The following is a 19,483-nucleotide window of genomic DNA, read 5'->3' as shown; positions in this document are numbered from 1 at the left end:
CCGAACGGCCACCTTTCCCGGGCCTCGACGGTGCCGCGCTCCACCGAACGGACGAGAAGGCCGACGGCAGGACCCTAATAACCTCGGCGACATGACCGGAACCCTGCAGTGCTTCGTACTCGACTGCCCCGACCCACTCGCCCTGGCCCGCTTCTACGCCACACTCCTCGACGGCGAGGTGAACCGGCCGGACCGTCGCTGGTCACTGGGCGCGGACTGGGCGACGCTGCACATCGCCGGGGGCCAAGTGCTGTGTTTCCAGGGGGTGCCGGACTACCGCCCGCCCCGGTGGGGCGACGCCGGGCATCCGCAGCAGGCGCACCTGGACATCGGGGTCGCGGACCTGGACGAGGCCGGGGCGGAGGCGGTGCGGCGCGGGGCGCGGGTGTTGGACTCGGGGGCGGTGGGGCGGAGTTGGCGGGTGTACGCGGATCCGGCTGGGCATCCGTTCTGCCTGGTCAGAGAGCGTTTCGCTGACGCGTGACGATCGCGCCGGGTGGGTCGGGGGCCCGACGGTGGAGGCCAGGCTGCCGCCGCGTCCTGGGGCCGACAGGCGCGGGCAGGTTGGCGGCCACCAGGAGTCCTTGGCCAGGAGTCCTTGGCCAGGACTCCCGGCACACACGCCGCCGGGGGCGGGCGACGCCTCGGCCGGGTCCGGCCCACGTCACTCCGCCCACAGTTGCCCGCCCGGGCCGCGCCCTCACCGCCGGTGTCCGGGGCAACCACGGTCAGCGTGTCGGTCGTGGCGTCAACTCCCCTGCGCCAGGGCCGTCTTGGCAGCGGCGCCCACGAACCGTCCAGCCCTGCCTGGTGGCCGTTGAGCATGGGATTCGGGCGTTGGTGGGAGAGGGCGGCGGATGTACAGCGGATGGATCAGGCGAGCTTCTTCAGGAGCTCTGCTGCCAGCGGGGCCGAGGACGCCGGGTTCTGGCCGGTGACGACGTTGCGGTCGACCTCCACGTGCGGTGCCCACGGCGCGCCCACCTCGACCTTGACGCCCACCTCGGTGAGCCGGTCCTGGAGCAGCCACTTGGCCTTGTCGGCGCTGCCGGCCAGTTGCTCCTCGGCGTTGGTGAAGGCGGTGATCCGGTAGCCGCCGTAGGCGTTGGTGCCGTCCTCCCGCACCGCGGCGAGCAGCGCGGCCGGTCCGTGGCAGACCACGCCGACAGGCATTCCGCGTTCCACCGCCCTGGTGAGGATGCGGCCGGAGTCGGCGTCGACCGCGAGGTCCTCCATGGGGCCGTGGCCGCCGGGGACGTACACGGCGTCGTAGTCGTCGAGGCGTACGCCGGTCAGCGCGAGGGGGCTGCGGAACTCGGCGGCCGTGTCCACGACGTCCTTGATCCTGGCGGCCTGCTCCGGGCCACCGTTGGCGTCGGCGCTCAGGCTGCCGGGGTCGACGGGCGGGACGACGCCGCCCGGCGTGGCCACGGCGACCTCGTGCCCGGCGGCCTTGAACGCCTCGTACGGAGCGACGGCCTCCTCGGCCCAGTAGCCGGTGCGGTGCTTGCTGCCGTCGGCCAGCGTCCACTGGTCGGCGCCGGTCATCACGAAAAGGATCTTCGCCATGTGTCCTCCTGAGATCGCTTGGTGACGTCCTCGACAGTAGGCCCGCCCCTCAGGTGCGTCACGTACCGTCGCGTCCCGGCACTCTTCGCACCGACCCTTCGCCGCCAGGCGCTTATTCCGTACGAATCGGCGATAATCGGAGCATGAGTACCGCGACGTTTGTTCAAGCAGCAGCGGCGAGCGACGTACTCAACGTGGTCGCCGCGTTCGCTGGTGGTCTGTTCATCGCCGGCGCACTGGTCTGGGCCGTGTCGTTCGGCATGCGGGTCCGTGATCGGGAGTTGCCGCGGCCTCGGCCGGAGGAGCAGCCACATCTTCCCGAGACCGGCCCGGTCCACGAGATCCGGGAGATGCGGGAGCCGGACGAGGTGCCGCACACGGAGGGCAGGGAGCGGATCTATCCGTACCAGCTGCACCACGCGGGCAGCAGACGGGGCAAGGACCAGCGCCGCAAGCGCTGGCTGCCCGGGTCCAGCGGTTCGTTCGGCGGCGGCGGTCTGGGGCACGTCTGACGGGCGGGCCCAGGTGAGTGAGGGCTGCCCCGCCGACCAGGGGCAGCCCCCGCTCCCGAATATCCGGGAGACGGGGACGACCCCGCGCTGCCACGCTGTACGGGCATCGCAGGCGAGGGATGGAACGGGACGGGGCGGGGAGCGGGCTTGAGCAGACGGCGTTACGTGGCGCGAGGGGTCCCCGGCGGCTACCGCATCTGGGACAACCATGGCCGCCGCTTCTGGGGCGACCACTACGAACTCTGCCCCGACGACCTGCTGACCGAACTGAACGGCAAGAAGGATCCGGCGCGGATCAGCGCACTCCAGCGGCGCTGTCGGGCTGCGAAGCGGTAGCCCTAGCCCTGGCGGCAGAGCTGCCCGGCGCGGTGGCCAGCGCCCAGATGACGAAGAAGTCGACGGCGACCGTGATGACCGACCAGACGGGGGCGTACGGCAGGAACAGGAAGTGGGCGACCATGCTCAGCGCGGCGAGGAAGATGCCGGTGATACGGGCCCACCAGGCGCCCTTGAGGATGCCGTAGCCGACGCCGGCCAGGACCACGCCCAGGACGATCATGATCGTTCCCCACCCGGTGAGGTTGATCTTGTAGACGTAGTCGCCGATGCGGTCGTACACGTCGTCGGAGGCGAGCGCGGAGATGCCCTGGAGGACGGCGAGGAGTCCGTTCACCATCATCAGCACCCCGGCGAAGACGAGGCCGCCGACGGCCAGGCCGGGTCCCGCGGGTGCCGGGCGGTGGGTGTCGTCCCAGGGGGGTGAGGGCTCGGTGCTTCCGGTGGACGTCCGGGTGGTGCCGGTCTGCGACTGGGTGGTGCCGGTCGGGGGCTGGGGGGCGTGCGGTTGCTGGGTCATGGCAGTACCCCGTTCCAAGGTTTTCTCGCGTGCGTGTCGACGGTCCCTACAAGGATCAGCGCGGGGGTGGGGCGGGGCCACGGGGGCGGGCCGTTCGGGTGACGGCGTGACGGCCGGGGTGCGGGGGCGGGTGTACGGACCTTGACTGAAGGAACACGGAACCTAGGCGGCACGTAGGCGGAACCTAGGTACGGACATCCCTGGAGGCTGACATGGCCGTTCACCGGAGGCGCCGGGCGCCGGCGGCCCTGGCCGTGACCCTGACCTTGCCCCTGACGCTGACCCTGACCTCCTGCACCGACGAGGAGACCCCCTCGTCGGTGGCCAGCAGGGCGGAATCGGCGTTCGAGTCGGCGACGGCGGAGGCGGGCCGCAGGCTGGACGAGATCAAGGGCGGCGTGGACGCCAAGGACGAGGTGACACTGGGCGACCCGACGACGAACGGCGGCGACCGCACGTCGGTCGAGATCACGGCGTCCAACACGACCGACTCGACGAAGTCCTTCGCCGTCCAGGTCGATTTCACCGACCAGGACGGGAACTGGCTCGACACGGTGGTGGTGACGGTGCCGGACGTGGCCACGGGGGAGTCGGCGAAGGCGACGGCGCGGAGTACGCGGGCACTGAGTGGAGAGGTGGAGGCGGAGGTGGCGAGGGCGGTGCGCTACTGAGGACGGCCGTGCGGCGATCCGACCCCGCGGCGCCGGACACAATTGGCGGATCTGTTCCACCCCCACCCCGCACGACCTGGGCTTTCACCGGCCCCAGGTGAAACAGACTCTCCACTCACCGAGGCGGCCAGGGCTCAGTCACCAGGTTGGACACCTCGATGCCGCGCCACTGGAGGATGTTCAGGACCATCTCGGAACGTTGCACGAAGACCGCTGCGCTGTCGCGGTCGATGGTCCGCAGGGCGGCTGCCAGGGATTCCAGAATGGCGGCGGCCCGCGGCCCCTTGCCATGTGTCATCGCCGAGAGCACCGCAAGAGGTACGTCCCGCTCGGCCTCCCGCTCCTCCGCGATCACCGGCACGTTGTCCGGGCCGCGCACGAAACGTGATCAACGAGCTACGCCACCACCAAGTCACACCACACGTACTTGCCCCGACTCCCGTTCCTGGACAGCGGCTGCCGGCCCCACAGGTCGGCGCAGGCCCGGACCAGGGCCAGGCCCCGCTCCTCCTCCGCGTCCGCGAGGCTCGCCAACTCACCCGGGGGTGCAGGGGGTTCGGAGTCCGCGTCCCACGCGCCGATCCGCAGGACGCCCCGCGACCAACGGACGCGGAAGACAGCCGGGCTGTTGGTGTGCTGTGCGGCGTTGGCGAGGGTGAACTCCGAGGGTGTACGTCCCGTAGATGCCGCCCGCCGCCACGGAACCCCCGTAGCCCTGGCGTCCAGCGGCGTGCCGGTGGTCCGCGTCCTGTACGGCCGTATGGACGAGTGCGACGCGCCGCCCGCCCGCCCGGGCACCGACCGTGGGGACATGACGTACCAGCAGACTCCCCTGCCCTCCCTGGCCGTTGCCGGGATCCTCGCCCTCGCCTGCCTCACCGCCCCGGCGGCGACCGCCCACGCCGCGGCCGCCACCGTCAGCTGCACCTCCGCCGAGCCCGCACTCGCCGACAAGCTCCGCAGACACATCACCGCCGCCCTCGCGGAACGCGCCGGGACCGTCGCCGTCGGAGTGCGCGACCGTACGACGGGCACCACGTGCACGCTCCGCCCGGACGCCGCCTTCGACTCGGCCAGCGTCGTCAAGGTGACCGTCCTGGCCACGCTCCTCTGGGACGCCCAGCGCCACGGCCGTACCCTCACCCGGCGCGAGTCCGACCTCGCCACCGACATGATCACGCGGTCCGGCAACAGCGCGACGGACACGCTGTGGGAGCAGTTGGGGGTGGAGAGGGTGCAGGCCTTCCTGGATGCGGCGGGGATGAGCCGGACCGTCCCCAACCTCTCGGGCTACTGGGGCCTGACCCAGATCAACGTCCGCGACCAGCAGCGGCTCCTCGCCCTCCTCACCGGACCGGACTCCGTCCTCGTCGCCGACTCACGGGCATACGTCCTCGATCTCATGGGCAAGGTCGTCGCCTCCCAGCGCTGGGGCACCTCGGCCGGGGCGCCCGCCTCCGTCTCCGTGCACGTCAAGAACGGGTGGCTGCCGCGGGCGACGTACGGCTGGCGGGTGCACAGCGTCGGCGCGTTCCAGGGCGCCGGCCATGACTACACGATCACCGTCCTGACCCACGGCAACAGCACCATGTCCTACGGCGTGAACACCATCCAGGCCGTCGCCCGCGCCGTCCACCTCGACCTCGTACCCGACGACCGCATCGAAGACCGGTACCGGCCGACCACGAGGCCGACGGAGGTCGTCCCGCCGCTGCCCTCCCGTCGGCCGGGGTCGTCGTGAAGATGTCCGGGTGACTCACCGCATCAGCGCCCTGATCCGAGTGCGATTCAGGGCGGGTGGTCAGACCCGTCGGTTTTGCCAAATCAATACGAGCCCAAGAGGTTCCGAACACCCGTCCGTTCGTACTCCTCCACGTGCGGGGTTCCAGACTGGAACAGGAGTCATGGTGCTCGTTTCACGGAAAGCGGCGGGAACTCTCATCTTGGGCGGTGCGCTCACCTTCACCCTCGTTTCGCTCGTCTACCCGGCCATGAAGGGGGTCGAGACGGTCAGCAGCGCGCCCTCCCGGATCATCGCCGAAACAGCGGCCGGACCGCTGACCGAAGCCGACCGGGACTTCGTGGTGAAGGTGCGGGCGGCCGGGCTGTGGGAGTACCCGGTGGGGCAGATGGCGTCGGAGAGGGGAACGACCAAGGCGGTGCTGACGGCCGGTCGGCATCTCGTCGACGGGCACACCGCGCTGGACGCCACCTGCCGCCAGGTCGCCGCGCAGCTGAACATCACGCTGCCCAACCAGGCCAGCCCCCAGCAGCAGGGCTTCGTCGCGACGCTCAGGGCGGACACGGGCCGGCAGTTCGACACCGACCTGGCCAACATCCTGCGCGTCACACACGGCCAGATCTTCAGCACGATCGCGACAGTCCGGGCCAACACCCGCAACACCCTGGTCCGGCAGCTCGCCGACCAGGCCAACGACACCGTCCTGGACCACATCACCGTCCTGGAGAAGACCGGGCTGGTCAACTTCGGTCAGGTTCAGGTGCAGGTGACCGCCCCGCCCGGACTCCCAGCCGAGGCCATGACCCCGCCACCGCCCGCACCGGGCGAGCCGCAGGTCGTCCTCACCCCCGCGGCCGCACCATGACAGCCGTCACGCCAGCCAGACCGTCGTGTCCGGGCCAAGTCGCCCCTCCTCCAGCGGCGCGCTGCTGATCAGTACCTCTCCGGGCGGGAGCGGGATCGCCGTCCCGGAGAGGTTCGCCACGCAGCGCCAGCCGTCGTGGCGGGCGAAGTGCAGGACTCCGGCCGGGCTGCCGTCCGGCGCCCACTCCAGCGACTCCCCCTCCAGCAGCTTCCGCCTCAGCTTCAGGGCGGTGCGGTAGAGCTCCAGGGTCGAGCCGTCCACGCCCTCCTGGGCCTCCACGGCGTACGCCTCGAAGCTCGTCGGCTGGGGCAGCCAGGCGCCGCCCGGGCCGAAGCCGTACGACGGTCCCGTCGTCGTCCACGGCAGCGGCACCCGGCAGCCGTCGCGGCCCTTGCGGACCCGGCCCGTCTGTTCCCAGACCGGGTCCTGGAGGACCTCCGGGGGCAGGTCGGCGACCTCGGGCAGGCCCAGTTCCTCGCCCTGGTAGACGTACGCCGAACCGGGCAGCGCCAGCATGAGGAGGGTCGCGGCGCGGGCGCGGCGGAGGCCGGACGGCTCGTCGACGGCGGGGGCGTGGCCGCCGGTCAGGAGCCAGGCGTTGTCGTCGGTGCCGGGCGGGAGCATCAGGCGGGAGGTGTGGCGTACGACGTCGTGGTTGGAGAGTACCCAGGTGGCGGAGGCTCCGGCCGCCCGGGCCGTGGACAGGGAGTCGGTGATGACCTGGCGGAGTTCCGCCGCGTCCCAACCCGCCTGCAGGTACTCGAAGTTGAACGCCTGGCCCAGTTCGTCCGGGCGGGCGTACAGGGCGCGGCGGGCGCCGGGGACCCATGCCTCGGCGACCGCCATGCGGGGCGGGGTGTAGGCGTCGAGGATTTTGCGCCAGTCGCGGTAGATCTCATGGACCTCGTCGCGGTCGTAGAAGGGGTGGGTGCCGGGCGGGAACCCGGGGAGCGCCTCCTCGCCGCTGAGTTCGGGGGCGCCCAGGTCGCGCAGGGGTTCGGTGAGGTCCTTGGCCAGCGCGTGCGCCACATCCACCCGAAAGCCGTCGACACCTCGGTCGGACCAGAAGCGCAGGGTCGTACGGAAGTCGGCGCGGACGTCCTCGTGCTCCCAGTTCAGGTCGGGCTGTTCGGGGGCGAAGAGGTGGAGGTACCACTGGCCGTCGGGGACGCGCTGCCAGGCGCTGCCGCCGAAGACGGACTGCCAGTCGGTGGGCGGGAGTTCGCCGTGCGGGCCGCGGCCGTCGCGGAAGACGTAGCGGTCGCGGGCCGGGGAGCCGGAGCCCGCGCGCAGCGCCTCCTGGAACCAGGCGTGCTGGTGCGAGGTGTGGTTGGGGACCAGGTCGACGATCACTTTCAGGCCAAGTCGGTGGGCCTCGGTGATCAGGGCGGCGAAGTCGTCGAGGGTGCCGAGGCGGGGGTCGACGTCGCGGTGGTCGGCGACGTCGTAGCCGCCGTCGGCCAGCTCGGAGGGGTAGAAGGGGCTGAGCCAGAGGGCGTCGACGTTGAGGGCGGCGAGGTGGGTCAGGCGGCGGGTGATGCCCCTCAGGTCGCCGAGGCCGTCTCCGTCGGCGTCGGCGAAGCTGCGGGGGTTGGCGACTGCTCGCCAGGGAGTGCGCGCGAGGTCGAGTTAGCTCGATCGTGTGATGGTCGGCTCGCGAGCTTGCGGTGCCCTGGGCCGACCGGGTTAACGTGATCGCGCGATCTGGGACGCCGGGTACGGCGCCAGTGTGCGGGGCCCCCGCTCCACCAGAGGATGGTTTGGGGCCTCCCCGTCGCCTCTGGCCGTATCCATTTGGCCAGGTCGCGCAGGGAACTGGCCTCCCGGGAACGGACCACGCACAGGATGCGTGTCGCCGCCCTGGGGTTGAGTACGCCGGGGACCTGGGGGTACCTCCCACGCCCTTAAGGCAGTGGGGGAGCGCCCAAGACCGTTCGGGGCGTGCGGCTGATCAGGCTCACTCATGCTCAGTCCTCAGGAACGGTAGACCTGGTAGATGACGGCCTGGCGCCACCAGTTCGGGTCGCGGGAGGAGAGGTCGGGCGTGGTGGTGCGGACGGTCACGCGGGCTCCTCGGTCGGTGCGTGCGGCGTGCGGGCATACGGGCGTACTGGGCGTACTGGGCGTACGGGGCGTACGGGCGACAAAGGGGAATCTGTCCAGCACGCCGGAAAATTGAACCTCGGAGTTTTCCGGGCTTTCCGGAGTAGATCGTTCCCCGTGTGATGGAATTGTGACGACGCTCTAACGGGCCCCGCATTCCCGCAGGTTGACAGCGTCCGCCGAGCCCATCACGATGTGCTCACACTGTGGTGCAAGTGACCATTGAGCCCAGTGTTTCTCTCAGACCACGGGGGTCTCCGCACCCCCTCCTCCACATGCACACCAAAAATGGGGATACGCATGTCCATAGCGAGCCATGTCACCGCGCGCCGCCTGCTGGGGACGGGCGCCGCGACGCTCGCCCTCTGCGCAGCAACCGTCGCCTCCGCCTCCGGCGCGTTCGCCACCGGCCCGCACGGCGGGGACGGCTGGAACTCGGGCGGCACCTACAAGCCGGGCACGGGCGCGGGCACGGAGACCGTGACCGACCGCTGCCAGTTCTCGCTCGACGGCAACAACTTCTACGACTCGGTGAAGGTCGACGACCAGAACCTCAAGGTCACCGAAGACGGCAAGGTCCACATCAAGGTCCGCACCGCCGGCAACGCCACGACCTGCACGGCCTCCCTGGCCTCCTACCTCGCCCACGGCCCGTCCTTCGGCACCTCCGGCGAGCAGGTCTTCGTCGACTTCGACACCGTCACGGTGAAGCCGGGGCAGACCGACTCCCTCGACATCGCCGTGCCGGACGCGGGCTGCTTCGCGCAGATCGACCTGTACCGGGGCTCGGTGAAGTTCGACGGCAAGCTCGACGCCAACGACGGCTTCGAGCACGGCGACCTGCCCAAGGGTCCGGACCGTCCGGTCATCAAGGACAAGCTGATCGCGGCCTGGAACGGCGGCACGAAGGACTGCACGGTCACGGAGTCCGAGCCGCCGACCTCGCCGACGCCGACCCCGTCGACGCCGGAGACCACGCAGCCCCCGGCGGAGGAGACCACGCCGCCGGCGGACGAGACGACCCCGCCCGCCTCCGAGACCCCGGCGACGGACACCCCGACCCCGTCCGCCTCCGAGTCGACGACGGCCCCGGCGACCACGCCCAACGGCGGCGGCGACCTCGCGGAGACCGGCGGCTCCAGCGCGACCGGCCCGATCGCCATCGGCGCGGTGGCGCTGCTGGCGGGCGGCGCGGCGATGGTGGTGGCGACGAAGCGTCGCCGTACGGCCCGCTCCTGACCGACGCCCGGTGAAGGGGCCCGGGGTGATCACTCACCCCGGGCCCCTTCGTGTGCGGCGGGTGCCGGCCGGAGGCGGGCCGTCAGTAGCAGTTGCGGATCTTCCAGACCGGGGTCCAGTTGTAGCTCGTGCTCTGCTCCCCGATCGGCACGTTCTTCAGGACGTTGCCGGACTCGCCGTAGAACGTCGCTGTCGCGCGGCTGCCGCTCTGGAAGTTCGCGTAGCCACCGGTGCCTCCCCAGTACGAGAGCGAGTAGGTGTGGCAGTTGTAGAGCTTGAACACCTTGTACGTGCTCCTCGTCGGGTCCCATACGCGGGCGCAGAAGGTGTCGTCCGGGCACGTGTAGCCGGGGCCCGAGGTGTAGAAGAAGTCCGCGCCCGGCGACACCGTCGGCGCGACCGCTGCCACCCCCTGGCTGCCGGCGGGCGACGTGGCCTCTGCGGCGCCGGCACCGGGAGCCAGGCTCACCGCCGCCAGACCTGCGGCGGTGCCCGCCGTACCGAGAATGGAACGTATACGCATAAGGACGAACTCCCCCTGTGTGGTGTGACGCCTGGTTCCTGGTCGCCCACAGGCTGGCAGCGCCCTCGTCCCGCTGCCACACGTTGAAGCCGTGCCTTAAACGGAGGTCTGCGCACCGTCGAGGAGGGCGCGTCCCGCGGGGGTGATGGTGTGGACGACGTTCTTGCTGCGGCGCATGCTCAGCAGCAGGCCCGCCCGGCGGAGCACCGCCGTGTGCTGGCTGACGGCCGCGCCGGAGATGCCGAAGCGTTCGGCGAGTTCGCCGGTCGTACGGCCGGTCACGACGTCCTCCAGGATGGCGGCGCGGGTCCGTCCGATGAGGGCGCCCAGCCGCGTACCGCTCTCCGGGGGCGCGGACTCCCGGGCCCAGCCGAGGGTGTGCTGGATGGGGTAGACCAGGACCGGCGTCAGGTCCTCGGCGGCGAGCGTGATGGGTCTTCGGAGGCAGAAGAAGGACGGCTGCAGCAGCAACCCCCGCCCGCCCAGGCGCAGTTCGCGGTCGACCGGGTAGTCGGCCTCCAGCACGGGCGGCTGCCAGCGCAGTACGGGACGGAAGCCCGCCAGCAGACCGTCGGTACCGCCCGCCAGCACGGCCCGGGCCCGCACCGCCCGGTCGGCGTCCACCTGGGCGCGGATCCGGGGCCAGAACGGGGCGAGCGCGCGGCCGTGGTAGGCGTGCAGGGCGGCGCCCAGCCGGCCCAGGGCCTCGAGGTCGCCGTCGGCCAGGGCGCGGGTGCCGGGCGGCAGCGGGCGCGGCAGTCCGGGGGACGCGGCGAGTCTGGCCAGATCCCGGCGCAACCTTCCCCGGGGAGTGCCGAGCACGGTGTCGACGGCGGCCCGCAGATCGGGGGCGCCGCGCAGATCGGGGGCGCCGCGCAGATCGGGGGTGAGAAAGTCGGGGAAGTAGCCGCGCAGCGGCAGCAGCGCGGCGAGCAGCCCGCCCGCCGGACCCAGCCGCGGCCGCACGAGCCGCCGCCACTCGCCGAACAGCAGCGGGGCGTCCTCGCCGATCAGCGCCTGGAAGCTGTTGGCGATCTCCCAGAGGGGGTCGGGGGCGGCGGCGACGCGCACGCGCGCGAGGTCGTCGCTGGTGAAGTGCACCCGCAGCATGGAGGGCTCCGATGGTGGTCGGTCATCGGTGAGTGGGCGAGTGACGGTGCCCCACGACAGTGCCGGAGCCGCACTTGTGCGGACAAGGCGGCATCCGGACGACCACAGGTGCCAGGTGGTGGCTAGGCGCGCTCCACCGTAGCCAGGTACAGCTTCACGAACCGTTCCACGTCCACCTCCAACGCCACATCTACCAGGGCCTGTTCACGCCCGCCCCCGTGGATCTCGGACTCGCCGGGCCGGGGACGCAGGTCGACGATCGTCTGGCCGCGGGTCGGGCCCGGGGCGAGGGAGACCTCGACGGGGAGGAGGCGGGTGCCGATCCCGGCCGGGTCGGCGACCGCGCAGACCGCGCCCGCGTCACCGAGGCCGCCTGAGGGAGTGGGATCGCCGGAAGTGGCCGGGTCCCGGTGGGCGAGCAGCTCGCCGGCGAGACGGGTGCCGGGTTCCGCGCTGTCGCGCAGCCGCCGTACGTCCGTACCCGGCACGACCACCCGCTGGAAGACATCGAGGCCGTACATGGTGATCGGCACCCCGGCGGTGAGCAGCACGGCGGCCGCCTCCGGGTCGTGCCAGACGTTGAACTCCGCGACCGGCGTGGCGTTCCCGGTCGCCACCGCGCCGCCCATGAACACGATCCGCTCGATGTTGCGGACCACCTCCGGGTGCGTACGCAGGAGCAGCGCGATGTTGGTGAGCGGGGCGAGCGGGATCAGCGTCACCGGGCGCGGTGAGGCGAGGATCTCGCGGCGCAGCAGCGTCACCGCGTCCACGTCGACGCGGGTGCGGGCGGGCACGGGCAGGCCGAGGTCGCCCATGCCGTCCACGCCGTGGACGTGCCGGGCCGACCGCGCGGGTTCGATCAGCGGGCGTTCGGCGCCCCGGGCGACGGGGATGTCCGGGGCGCCGGCCTGCTCCAGCACGGTCAGGGTGTTGCGTACGACGCCGTCCACGTCGGTGTTCCCGGCCACGCAGGTCACCGCGCGCAGGTCGATCCCCGGGTGCCGTACGGCGAACAGCAGGGCCAGGGCGTCGTCGACACCGGTGTCGCAGTCGATGATCACCGGGATGGGCTGCTGGGCGTTGGTCGTCACGGCGGGGCTCCTTTCGCGGGTGGGCCGAGGGACGGGCGGGCTCCGTGTCCGCGACTTTACGGCGTTCCGCAGGTCACAAGCTGTCCCTGAGCGCAGTGCGGGTCACACGCGCGGTGCGGGTCACAAGCTGTCCCTGAGCGCGGTGCGGGTCACACGCGCGTGCGGGTCACACGCTGTCCCAGCGTGGGTGCAATCGCGATCACACGCCGTCCCAGAGCGCGGTGCGGGTCACACGCCGTCCCAGCGCGGGTGCATTCACGGTCACACGCCTTCCCAGAGCGCGGTGCCACGCGCGGCGACCTGGTCGGCGATCCGGCCGACCAGCTCCGCGGCCGGCACCGCCCCCGGCCGCCGCCCGTCCCGCAGCCGTACGGCCGCCAGGTCGCCGCCGTCCGCGGCCTCCCGCTCCCCGATCACCGCCTGGTACGGCACGAGCCGCGCCGCGCGGATCCGGGCACCGAGGGTGCCGTGCCCGGCCCCGAGGACTTCCACCCGCACCCCGTGCTCCAGCGCCCGGCGCATCAGCTTCTCCGCCGCCTCCCCCTGCTCCTCCGACACCGGCAGAACGGCCAGCTGCACGGGCGCGAGCCAGGCCGGTGTCCGGCGTCGTCGTGGGAGACGGGTGGGCGCGCTTCATGGGGGGGGACGGTAACAGGGGGTGGGGCGGCGGTGCGATCGGATTTCCGGGGCGAGCAGCGCCGCTACTGGCCGAGCGCGCCGTCCTTTGCGCCCGACAGGAAGGCGTGCCAGCCCTCGGGGCTGAGGTAGAGGGAGGGGCCGTGCTGGTTCTTGCTGTCGCGGACGGCTCGGCCGCCGGTTGAGGTGAAGGCGACCTCGACGCACTGGCCCTCTCCTGTGGTGTACGACGACTTCCAGAAGGGGCTTACCACCTCGGTCACGATGCTTCTTCCTTGCTACTTCGCAGTGCGCTCCGAATGAGCCGCGCACTGGCGTCCGGTGCCAGCGCTGCCGATCGTAGATGGTCGTACGCGTTGGCGTAAGCCGCCAGATCCTCGGGAGCCTCAAGGACCGATGCGCCCCGCAAATTGTCCAGGGTTACAGCTTCGACAGTCGGCTCAGATTCGAAGCTGAAGGACTGGAAGGCGTAGGTGGAGCCCGCCACCGCTCCCGCGCTGAACGGCAGTACCTGCACGGTGACGTTCTTCCGCTTCCCGGCCTCAAGAATCGCGGACAGCTGTTCCCGGTGAATCTCGACACTCATCAACGGGTGCCTGATGACCGCTTCCCAGAGAATGGCGGCGTACGCCGCTCCGCCTTCCTCGATCTTCGCCTGTCGCCCCTGGCGCACCTTCACCAGTTGAGCAACTCGCTCGGGGGCGATGTAGTCAGGAGTCGACGCGATAACCGCCTCCGCGTAGGCCGGAGTTTGCAGAAGCCCTGGCACCAGAACCGGTTGCCACTCCCGGATGTACGTCGCGTCGTCCTCCAGCGCGATGTAGTCGAGGTAGTCCGGTCTCAGGTGTGCCGCGTGTTCGAGCCACCACCCGCGGTGGTTGGACCGCTTCGCCAAGTCCTCCAGCTTGTTGCGGACTTCCGGATCATCCACGCCGTACGCGTTCAGCAGTACCCGAATCTCAAGGATGCGTGCGGTCACATGCCCGCTCTCTATGCGGCTGACCCGGGTCTGGTGCACGCCGAGCATCTCCGCCGCCTGCGGCTGGTCGAGCTTGGCGGCCTGTCGGTACCTCTTGAGCGCAGCGCCAAGTCGCCTACTGCGCACGGTCGGCCGTCCCCCTGCGGGCATCGCTTCCCCTCTCCTGCAAGAGCCGGTCCCAGCGAGCTCCACTCTAGGGCGTGCGAAAACCGCAGGGCGACTCGCAGCATGTATGCAGCTTGTTCGGTTGCGAAATCGGCGACCTGGGTTCTAGCCTCGTTGCACACGCACCACTACAGGGCGTGAACTTGACTATGCGTCAGGGGGTACATCCGCCATGCCCACCGCCGTTACCACCCACCCACGCCGCGACACGTTCCGCATCCCCAAGCACAAGAGACACGTGCCGCAAGCCCGAGCCCAGATCCGGCGGATCCTCAAGGACTGGGCCCTCGACGCCGAACTCGCCCACGACATCGCCACCGTCGCGACCGAGCTGGTCACCAACTCCGTACGCCACTGCCGTGTGGCTCTCGCCCAGGTCGAGGTCACCCTCTCGATCCGGGGCTGCGGCCTGCTGGTTGAGGTGTCCGACCCCGACCGGGAGCGCATTCCGACGCTGCCCGCGGGTGTCGACGAGGAAGCGGCCGGCGGACGCGGGTTACTCCTGGTCGCCGGGCTGGCCTCGCGCTGGGGCCACGACCTGCGCCCGTTCACCAAGTGCGTTTGGGCGTACTTCCTCATCCCCGAGGAGTCCCGTTGCTCGGATTACTGACTGCCTCGCCACCCCTACCCAGCCCCCACGACGCGCGTTGGCGCCGTTGGTCGGCACGTTCGCGGCGTCACCGCGCCGAGCGCGGGCGATGGTTGCCGTTCCTCGCCCGTGAGGCGTGCTGGGAACCTCCGCCCGCGCAGGCGGAGCACCTGGAGGGCGCGTACATGGACGTAGGGGACATCGTGCGGACGTACGTCACTGCGTACCTGTGCGAGGAGCAACCGGCAGGAACGGACGCAGCCGGACGACGCGGTCATGGCCACCTTCCATGACTGGCTCAGTCATGTCGTCGCCTGTAGAGGGGCCTGTCGCACGGAGGGAATCTCCTGTCACCACTCAATGCAGCTGGGCGACAAGCACCGTGAGGCGAAGAAAGCCGCGCAGGTGGCCTGGTTCGGTGGGAGTCCTCGTAGGGCGGGGCTCGTACGTGCTCGGCCAGGCGTTGTCGTACCCCCGGTGTAGCGTCCAGGCCGGAAGTCAGGTTCCTGCTCAGCGGTTGACGGAGGCGCGCGGATGACGAGTACGACAGGCGAGCCTGTGGTGGTGTCCCGGCGCATCGGGGCCCCGGCGGGGGACATCTTCCGGATCCTGGCCGACCCTGGACGGCACCCGGACCTCGACGGCTCGGGGATGCTGCGCGGTGGCGTCTCCGGCGCCGTGGTTTCGGGCGTCGGAGACGTCTTCGTGATGCGGATGCACTATGAGCGCTACGGCGACTACGAGATGAACAACCACGTCGTCGAGTACGAGCCGGACCGCCGCATCGGCTGGGAGCCGAGGCCCGGTCGCGGGCACCCGGACGCCACCGCGCCCGGAACCGTGTGGGGCCACCAATGGATCTTCGACCTACTCCCGGCCGGGACCGGGGCGACGGTCGTGACCGAGATCTTCGACGGTTCGCGAATGCCGGAGGACAAACGCGCGGAAGTGGACAGCGGGCGAGCCTGGTGGCAGACGCAAATGGCGAGCACCCTGGAACGCCTCGCCGAACCGTGTGCCGCCCGGTGAACGCCGAACTCGACGCCCTCAAGGGCGCCCTGGACCGCCAGCGCGAGCACGTCCTCGGGATCCTCGAAGGGCTCTCGGAGGAGGATCTGCGGCGACCGGTGCTGCCCAGCGGCTGGAGCTGCCTGGCATTGCTGCGTCACCTCACCCTGGATGTCGAACGCTTCTGGTTCCCCGGGGTGATCGCGGGCGAGCCGGATGTGGCAGGACAGCTCGCGACGGGCGCGGAGGCGCACTGGTACGTACCCGAGGGAATGAGCGCCGAGGAGGTCTTCGCCGACTACCGGACGGCCATCGCGCGCGCGGACGCCGTGCTCGCCGCCGCCGCGCCCGAACAGGAGCCCGCCGCCTGGCCCGTGGAGATCTGGCCGACCTGGCGGCTGCCTGACGTGCGGCACATCCTGATCCACGTGCTCACCGAAGTCGCCTGTCACAGCGGCCACTTGGACACGGTGCGCGAGCTGATCGACGGCACCACCTGGCTCGGCGGCAACCCCTACGCCGGCTAGTTCTGTGACCGGATTGGGTTCGCCGGGTTCTTCAGGCCGCGGTGGCGAGCGGAAGCCTGCCAAGGCTCCCTGAGACGGTCTGGCTCCCGTCCTGGGCAACGACGCCACGGCGCGGCGACAGCGACATCGCACATGCTCGCAGGTCCCAACCCCGACAAAGGTGACTCGACCGGCTGCTGATAGCGGCCTCCACCAGCGCCTGGTGAGTCTTGTCCAGTCACCGGTACACCAGAAAGGATCGCAGCATGTCCAGCGACCGTCTCATGCGCATCCATAGCGCCGAGTTCCAGGCCATGGCCGAGAGGGTCCTGCGGGCCACCGAACTCACCTCCCGCCTGAACGTCCTGCCCTTCGAGGACGAAGCGGGCAAGGCGGACCTGTTCGAACAGATCCTCGGCAGGCCGCTGTCGACGAGAGTCACGATCTATCCACCCTTCTACACGGACCACGGCCTTCACTTGGACCTCGCGGAACGTGTGTTCATCAACCAGAACTGCACGTTCCTGGACTACGCCGGCATCCGGCTCGGCGAGCGCGTGATGGTCGGACCAAAGGCCACGTTCATCACCGTCGGTCACCCGGTCGATCCCGGGGAGCGACGGGGGTGGCTGAGCGGCGCGCCCATCGACGTGGCGGAGAACGTGTGGATCGGCGCCGGTGCCACGATCCTTCCTGGCGTCAGCATCGGCCGTGATGCCGTGATCGCCGCCGGCGCGGTCGTGACCGATGACGTTCCGCCGGCAAGCCTGGTGACCGGCAGTAAGGCAACCGTGCACCGACGGTGGTGACGACCTCTCCCGGGCCACACCGAGCCCCTGACTACGGGCAGTCATCAACCACGTCGGAAGCCCACGCGCGTTGCCGGCATCACTTACTGGATCCTGCTCGCCGCCAAGTTTCCGCTGCCCCACCCGTGATCGGTATCCGTCAGTTGATGTTCCAGACGGTCGGGAGGGGATTGGGAGCCGTTCGCCAGTCCGACCGGATGGTGTCGGGACCGCAGTCGAGGGCAGGGCGGCGGAGCGATCGGTTTTCCGGGCCACCTCAACCAGCACATCCCCGTAAGCTGACAGCGAGGGTTCTGAACACGCGGGAACCGGAGACGACGGTATGACCGAGCAGGCCATCTACCGGCACTTGCGTGAGATGCGCGACCATTTCACGCCACCGCCCGGTTTCACGTACCCGGAGATCAGCGAAGGCACGCTCGTCATAATGATGAGCCCGCGCCCACGTCACCAGGTCACCGCCAAGGACATCACGCGTCAGCTCGATCCTCAGCTTCCCGAAGGCATCTTCACTTTCGAAGCCACGGACACCGACGACGGCTCTCTCGGCAAGCTCCGAATCCCCGATATCGTCGTCACCGCCCGCGAGGCGATGCTGACCGATGAACCACTGGATCCGCACGAGATCGTCCTCGCCATCGAGATCGTCTCCCCGTCCAACCCGAGCAACGACTACGAGGCCAAGAGCCGCGACTACCCCGCTATGGGCATCGAGCACTACCTGATCCTCGACCCTCGCGACGGCACCTGGACCTACCAGTGGGACATCGACACCAGCGGTGGGCGGCCCGAGTACGGCAACCGTCTCCATAAACAGCCCTACGGCACACCGCTCGCCATCAGCACTGAGCTGGGCACGTGGAAGCTCGACACCAGCGAGCTTCCGCTATACAGCCGCAAGGACATGATGCTCGCCTCAGAACCCGAACCCGACGGAACCGACGACGTCTGACCGCTGACCTGCTCGGTCTGTTCGGGGTGCGGGGCAAGGAACCAGGGACCGTGCAGAACGGGCGGCGGTGCGATCGGATTTCCGGGGCGAGCAGCGCCACCGCTTCCCAGAGGATGGCGGCGTACGCCGCTCCGCCTTCCTCGATCTTCGCCTGTCGCCCCTGGCGCACCTTCACCTCGACGCCGAACTCGCCCACGACATCGCCACCGTCGCGACCGAGCTGGTCACCAACTCCGTACGCCACTGCCGTGTGACTCTCGCCCAGGTCGAGGTCACCCTCTCGATCCGGGGCTGCGGCCTGCTGGTCGAGGTGTCCGACCCCGACCGGGAGCGGATACCGACGCTGCCCGCGGGTGCCGACGAGGAAGAGACCGGCGGACGCGGATTACTCCTGGTCGCCGGGGTCACTGACCACCGTTCTTGGGGCCCAGGCCCCCTCATCGGGCGAGTCCGGCCCTGTCGCAGGCGGGCCGGAGCTGCCGGGTGCAGATCTGGTCGATGGTGTACACGCCGTCCTTGACGAGTGTCTGCTCGATGTTGCCGACCGTCACCGCGCTCGGAGCGAGCAGGACGGACGGGATGTGCTCGGTGGTGGGGCTGTCGGTCGTCGTTGTGGCGACGTCGCGGAGACCCTCCCCGCGTCCCAGGGCGACGGCCATGGCGGCGGCTGCGTAGGCTTCCGTCCTGAAGGGTTTGTACACCGTCATGTACTGCTCGCCCTTGATGATGCGCCGCACGGCGTCGAGGTCGGCGTCCTGGCCGGTAACCGGAGGGAGTTCGCTGACGCCGGCGCTCTTGAGAGCGGAGATGACGCCCGCGGCTATGGCGTCGTTGGCTGCCAGGACGCCGTCGATCCGGTTCGGGCCCAGGGCCGCGATGGCGGCGGACATGTTGGCGTGGGCATTCTCCGAGTTCCAGCCCAGGGTGTCGTACGACCTGGCGATCTTCACCTTGCCCGTGAGGACGGACAACGTGCCCTCCTTGTACCACGCCGCGTTGGGGCTGGTCGGATCGCCGTTCATCATGACGACGTTCCCGCCGTTCGCCTTGTCCTCCATGGCCTTCAGGAGCGCCTCGCCCTGGAGCCGGCCGACCTGCGCGCCGTCGAAACTGACGTAGCCCGAGACCGGGCCTTCGGCGAGCCGGTCGTAGGCGACGACCGGGACACCCGCCTTGCGCGCTTCCTGGATCGAGGAGCGGAGCGCCCTGGTGTCGGCGGCGTCGAGGATCAGGACCTCGACCCCTTTGGTGATCATGGAGGTCACCTGGGCCCGTTGCCTGGTCGCGTCGTTCTGGGCGTTGGCGTACGCCATGGTGCAGCGGGGACACAGCTCCTTCACCCGCTTCTCGATCAGCGGCTTGTCGGAATGCTCCCAGCGGGGGACCGCTCGGCTGGGGAGCAGCAGGCCGACGGTGAAGCTGTCCGCGCCCGCCTCGCCGTCTCCCCCGCAGGCGGCCAGGGACATCGTCATGATCCCCGCGACGAGCGCCGCGACGACGTGCCGCGTACGGATCCTCCTGGCAGGCCCCCTCTTACGGATCCTCCTGGCAGGCCC

At 70.3% G+C, this 19,483-nt stretch carries 22 protein-coding genes and 3 pseudogenes; 13 read left to right on the top strand and 12 right to left on the bottom strand.

The window, feature by feature from the left end:
- Positions 1–91 precede the first annotated feature (91 nt).
- Complete coding sequence (locus tag AQJ91_RS10025) at positions 92–484, top strand: VOC family protein (RefSeq protein ID WP_067018589.1); 393 nt, start codon at positions 92–94, stop codon at positions 482–484.
- Positions 485–873: 389 nt separating this feature from the next.
- On the opposite strand, the gene AQJ91_RS10020 is transcribed toward AQJ91_RS10025, so the two are convergent.
- Entirely contained in the window at positions 874–1,569 is a 696-nt protein-coding gene (locus AQJ91_RS10020) for a type 1 glutamine amidotransferase domain-containing protein (RefSeq protein ID WP_067018587.1), read from the bottom strand.
- 143 nt (positions 1,570–1,712) lie between these two features.
- On the opposite strand from AQJ91_RS10020, the gene AQJ91_RS10015 reads away from it, so the two are divergent.
- Together AQJ91_RS10015 and AQJ91_RS10010 are read left to right on the top strand one after the other, a co-directional pair.
- Complete coding sequence (locus AQJ91_RS10015; RefSeq protein ID WP_067018585.1) at positions 1,713–2,081, top strand: DUF6479 family protein; 369 nt, start codon at positions 1,713–1,715, stop codon at positions 2,079–2,081.
- 147 nt (positions 2,082–2,228) lie between these two features.
- Positions 2,229–2,417, top strand: a complete 189-nt coding sequence (locus AQJ91_RS10010; protein ID WP_067018583.1) for a hypothetical protein — start codon at positions 2,229–2,231, stop codon at positions 2,415–2,417.
- Here AQJ91_RS10010 and AQJ91_RS10005 read toward each other — a convergent pair.
- Positions 2,377–2,937 (bottom strand): DUF7144 family membrane protein, encoded by a 561-nt coding sequence (locus tag AQJ91_RS10005; protein ID WP_067018581.1) that lies wholly within the window; start codon positions 2,935–2,937, stop codon positions 2,377–2,379. The genes AQJ91_RS10010 and AQJ91_RS10005 overlap by 41 nt on opposite strands.
- A gap of 212 nt (positions 2,938–3,149) precedes the next feature.
- Here AQJ91_RS10005 and AQJ91_RS10000 point away from each other — a divergent pair, with 212 nt between their 5' ends.
- Entirely contained in the window at positions 3,150–3,608 is a 459-nt protein-coding gene (locus tag AQJ91_RS10000; protein ID WP_199847884.1) for an FxLYD domain-containing protein, read from the top strand.
- A 199-nt stretch (positions 3,609–3,807) separates the two neighbouring features.
- On the opposite strand, the pseudogene AQJ91_RS09995 reads toward AQJ91_RS10000, so the two are convergent.
- Positions 3,808–3,987, bottom strand: a pseudogene (locus AQJ91_RS09995) (hypothetical protein); the annotation flags it as partial.
- A gap of 17 nt (positions 3,988–4,004) precedes the next feature.
- A complete protein-coding gene (locus tag AQJ91_RS55360; protein WP_234381981.1) occupies positions 4,005–4,421 on the bottom strand; it encodes an ATP-binding protein in 417 nt (138 codons plus the stop codon).
- Here AQJ91_RS55360 and AQJ91_RS09985 point away from each other — a divergent pair.
- Together AQJ91_RS09985 and AQJ91_RS09980 are read left to right on the top strand one after the other, a co-directional pair.
- On the top strand, positions 4,420–5,349 hold the full coding sequence (locus tag AQJ91_RS09985) for a serine hydrolase (RefSeq protein ID WP_067018577.1): 930 nt from the start codon (positions 4,420–4,422) through the stop codon (positions 5,347–5,349). The genes AQJ91_RS55360 and AQJ91_RS09985 overlap by 2 nt on opposite strands.
- Positions 5,350–5,512: 163 nt before the next feature.
- Entirely contained in the window at positions 5,513–6,214 is a 702-nt protein-coding gene (locus AQJ91_RS09980) for a DUF4142 domain-containing protein (protein ID WP_407696837.1), read from the top strand.
- A gap of 6 nt (positions 6,215–6,220) precedes the next feature.
- Here AQJ91_RS09980 and AQJ91_RS09975 read toward each other — a convergent pair.
- Positions 6,221–7,804 (bottom strand): annotated as a pseudogene (locus tag AQJ91_RS09975) (glycoside hydrolase family 13 protein); the annotation flags it as partial.
- Positions 7,805–8,617: 813 nt separating this feature from the next.
- Here AQJ91_RS09975 and AQJ91_RS09970 point away from each other — a divergent pair.
- Entirely contained in the window at positions 8,618–9,556 is a 939-nt protein-coding gene (locus tag AQJ91_RS09970) for an LAETG motif-containing sortase-dependent surface protein (RefSeq protein WP_067018574.1), read from the top strand.
- An 82-nt stretch (positions 9,557–9,638) separates the two neighbouring features.
- On the opposite strand, the gene AQJ91_RS09965 is transcribed toward AQJ91_RS09970, so the two are convergent.
- The 6 genes and pseudogenes from AQJ91_RS09965 to AQJ91_RS09940 all read right to left on the bottom strand — a co-directional run bounded on the left by AQJ91_RS09965 (position 9,639) and on the right by AQJ91_RS09940 (position 14,048).
- Positions 9,639–10,079, bottom strand: a complete 441-nt coding sequence (locus AQJ91_RS09965; RefSeq protein ID WP_067018572.1) for a hypothetical protein — start codon at positions 10,077–10,079, stop codon at positions 9,639–9,641.
- Between the two features lie 96 nt (positions 10,080–10,175).
- Positions 10,176–11,189 (bottom strand): ArsR/SmtB family transcription factor, encoded by a 1,014-nt coding sequence (locus AQJ91_RS09960; RefSeq protein ID WP_067018571.1) that lies wholly within the window; start codon positions 11,187–11,189, stop codon positions 10,176–10,178.
- A 122-nt stretch (positions 11,190–11,311) separates the two neighbouring features.
- Positions 11,312–12,283 carry a nucleoside hydrolase gene (locus AQJ91_RS09955; protein ID WP_067018569.1) on the bottom strand — a complete coding sequence of 324 codons (972 nt, stop codon included), beginning with the start codon at positions 12,281–12,283 and terminating at the stop codon, positions 11,312–11,314.
- A 261-nt stretch (positions 12,284–12,544) separates the two neighbouring features.
- Positions 12,545–12,880, bottom strand: a pseudogene (locus AQJ91_RS09950) (His/Gly/Thr/Pro-type tRNA ligase C-terminal domain-containing protein); the annotation flags it as partial.
- Positions 12,881–12,984: 104 nt separating this feature from the next.
- Positions 12,985–13,182, bottom strand: a complete 198-nt coding sequence (locus AQJ91_RS09945) for a DUF397 domain-containing protein (RefSeq protein ID WP_067018564.1) — start codon at positions 13,180–13,182, stop codon at positions 12,985–12,987.
- A complete protein-coding gene (locus tag AQJ91_RS09940; protein WP_067018562.1) occupies positions 13,179–14,048 on the bottom strand; it encodes a helix-turn-helix domain-containing protein in 870 nt (289 codons plus the stop codon). The genes AQJ91_RS09945 and AQJ91_RS09940 overlap by 4 nt, the downstream gene beginning before the upstream one ends.
- Before the next feature lie 187 nt (positions 14,049–14,235).
- Here AQJ91_RS09940 and AQJ91_RS09935 point away from each other — a divergent pair, with 187 nt between their 5' ends.
- The 6 genes from AQJ91_RS09935 (at position 14,236) to AQJ91_RS49045 (ending at position 18,447) form a co-directional block, all read left to right on the top strand.
- Positions 14,236–14,673: an ATP-binding protein gene (locus AQJ91_RS09935; RefSeq protein WP_067018560.1), complete on the top strand. Its 438-nt coding sequence runs from the start codon at positions 14,236–14,238 to the stop codon at positions 14,671–14,673.
- Between the two features lie 513 nt (positions 14,674–15,186).
- Positions 15,187–15,681 (top strand): SRPBCC family protein, encoded by a 495-nt coding sequence (locus AQJ91_RS09930; protein WP_159054522.1) that lies wholly within the window; start codon positions 15,187–15,189, stop codon positions 15,679–15,681.
- Positions 15,678–16,187, top strand: a complete 510-nt coding sequence (locus AQJ91_RS09925; protein ID WP_067018784.1) for a DinB family protein — start codon at positions 15,678–15,680, stop codon at positions 16,185–16,187. Before AQJ91_RS09930 ends, AQJ91_RS09925 begins: the two co-directional genes overlap by 4 nt.
- Before the next feature lie 245 nt (positions 16,188–16,432).
- Entirely contained in the window at positions 16,433–16,975 is a 543-nt protein-coding gene (locus tag AQJ91_RS09920; RefSeq protein WP_067018556.1) for a sugar O-acetyltransferase, read from the top strand.
- Positions 16,976–17,297: 322 nt separating this feature from the next.
- The gene (locus tag AQJ91_RS09915) at positions 17,298–17,927 is read left to right on the top strand and encodes a Uma2 family endonuclease (protein WP_067018554.1); all 630 of its coding nucleotides are present in this window, start codon (positions 17,298–17,300) and stop codon (positions 17,925–17,927) included.
- A 67-nt stretch (positions 17,928–17,994) separates the two neighbouring features.
- Complete coding sequence (locus AQJ91_RS49045) at positions 17,995–18,447, top strand: ATP-binding protein (protein ID WP_079084805.1); 453 nt, start codon at positions 17,995–17,997, stop codon at positions 18,445–18,447.
- Here the strand turns inward: AQJ91_RS49045 and AQJ91_RS09910 are convergent.
- The gene (locus tag AQJ91_RS09910; protein ID WP_234381979.1) at positions 18,365–19,399 is read right to left on the bottom strand and encodes a sugar ABC transporter substrate-binding protein; all 1,035 of its coding nucleotides are present in this window, start codon (positions 19,397–19,399) and stop codon (positions 18,365–18,367) included. The two genes, AQJ91_RS49045 and AQJ91_RS09910, sit on opposite strands and share 83 nt — an antisense overlap.
- Between the last annotated feature and the right edge of the window lie 84 nt (positions 19,400–19,483).

Source organism: Streptomyces dysideae (assembly GCF_001514305.1).
GTDB lineage: Bacteria > Actinomycetota > Actinomycetes > Streptomycetales > Streptomycetaceae > Streptomyces > Streptomyces dysideae.
The sequence above is the reverse complement of the archived record's forward strand: the minus strand, read 5'-3'. Positions and strand labels throughout refer to the sequence as shown.